Here is a 2,057-nt window from a genome sequence, read left to right on the forward strand (position 1 = left end):
GATGCCGTAGTAGGTCACGAACTGGCCGTGGCCTTCCAGCAGGGGCAGACAGACCGATGCGAGGTACTTGCCCAGTCCGCTGGAGAGCATGGCCGCGCCAAGGGAGACGCCGGAGCCGAAGACGATCCAGGATTCCCAGGGGAACTTGTCGCAGATGGTCTTGAAGGAAACCCAGCCCGGCGCGCAGAAGCCGGCCAAGGCCAGGGCCGCGACGACCGTCAGGTGCAGCCCGGTCAGGTCGCCCAGGAACCAGAGCACGAAGGCCGCGCCAAAAACCAGCGTGACGCCGATCTCGGCGGTGCTCATCTTGGGCATTTCTTCAATTTTGGCCTCGGCGGGCAGGGACACTTCCTTGGGTCTGAAGATCAGGTAGCATACGGCCCAGGTGGCGATGGCCGTGAAGATACACAGGGGGAAGTTGATCATCATGTACTTCACGAAACCTATGTTCAACGCCACGCCCGTGGTTTCCAGAACATATTTGGATGTGATGTCCACGGCCAGAGGGCAGCGACCGCCGCCGAGCAGCGTGCCGAAGCCGCCGGCTGACGCTGAAAGCGGAATGAGGATGATAAAGAATTTGCTCAGGTTGTTGCTCTTCTTCGGAGTGATGCCCATGGCTGTGAAGATGGGCAGGATGGCGAAGAGCATGATGATGGTGATGGTCGCGTCGTGGAAGATGGAGGACAGGATGGTGCTGCTGACCGCCACGAAGAAACTCAGCTTTTTGACGTTGGTGCCGGCGACTTTGAGGATCAGGAACAAGAGACGTTTGGCCAGCCCGACCTCGTTCAGAACCACGCCGAACATGATGATCATCATGACGAACATGACCGCCTGGTTGGCATAGGGCGCCCAGGCGTCCGATGTCTTGGTCACCTTGAAGGCGATCATTGCCGCCGTGGCCAAGAGTGCTGTGATGCCGATGGGAATGGCTTCGGACACCCAGAGGAAGACAACGGGGAGAAGGATGGCCGCCAGGCGGTGACCTTCGGCCGGAAGGTTTTCAGGCCTGGGCAGCATCATGATGAATATTCCTATACCAAGGGCTATGAGCAGCTTGATGATCATGGACTTGCCGGACTGCGTGGGACCCTGGGGCTCTTCCTCGTGCATGAGGAGCTCATCTGGGGAAGTATCTCGCACGTCTTGTGCACTCATGGATTCTCTCCTTTATTTTTTTCAGTGTTAACTTCGCAGTGATCGCAACGATTGAAGACGGCGACTCAGAGGCCGCACGATTCTTTGATCCTGCGACCGATTTCCCTGTACACGTCGGAAAAGCGCAAAAGGCCGATGAGTTTCTTGCCGTCCATGACGAAAAGAGAGTCGTGCTTGAACATGACGAAGCGGTGGAAGGCATTGTTGAGGTTCGTGTCCTGGTCGATGATCTGGGACGATTTGGGGGGCTGGATGAAATCCTTGACCAGGATGTCCTTGGCGGTGGTGCAGAGGTCGTCCAGCGGCTTGGCCCACAGGGTGGTCTGTTCCTTCATGGGCTGGATGACGTAGCTGAACTTTTCAACGTAGACGCTGCTCTGCTCGTCCACCAGTTTTTCGTAGTCCGGTTCGAGTCCGCGCACCACGTCCAGCGGCGAGAGCTTGCCGACAACCTTGCCTTCGCTGTCCGTTACCAGGAGGATGCGCTGTTCGCGCTTCCCGGAGATGTATTCCTCGTTGGCCCGTTCCAGGGCCATGACCGCCCCCGAAAAAGTGGCCGTGTCCGATATCCTGGGGAATTTGGCTATGGGGACCATGAAATCTTTTACGGATGCTTCCATTATTCATCGCTCCTTGGGGTTGGGTCGGAATCGGAGATTGTGCACCATCTTCGCTCCCGACACGGGTTTATTGCCGATTTCAATTCTTCAAATAATCTTGCAAAACTTATGAGAAGCATAACAAGTTCTGTGCCAGCTTTTCTTGCAGGGTATTAGTTTTTTTCTTCAAATATATGATTTTAAAGAATCCTGGCCCAAAGGGCCAGGACTTGGAATAACCCCTAGAAGGGGTATAACTGCCTTGCCCCCAAAGGAGGCAAGGTTGCCGCTGTCCCC

General features: G+C 56.0%; 2 protein-coding genes. Both read right to left on the minus strand.

The features are described 5' to 3' along the window. Positions 1-1,161: sodium/sulfate symporter (locus EOL86_14140; GenBank protein NCD26714.1), on the minus strand; the 1,161-nt coding region annotated here is incomplete at its 3' end. Between the two features lie 65 nt (positions 1,162-1,226). Then, a complete protein-coding gene (locus tag EOL86_14145) occupies positions 1,227-1,781 on the minus strand; it encodes a hypothetical protein (protein NCD26715.1) in 555 nt (184 codons plus the stop codon). Positions 1,782-2,057: the final 276 nt, after the last annotated feature.

This window comes from Deltaproteobacteria bacterium (genome assembly GCA_009930495.1).
GTDB lineage: Bacteria > Desulfobacterota > Desulfovibrionia > Desulfovibrionales > Desulfomicrobiaceae > Desulfomicrobium.

What these genes read in the sequence shown, in the direction of transcription:
- EOL86_14145 (NCD26715.1), bottom strand. Translation starts at nt 1,781, where the DNA reads ATGGAAGCATCCGTAAAAGATTTCATGGTCCCCATAGCCAAATTCCCC.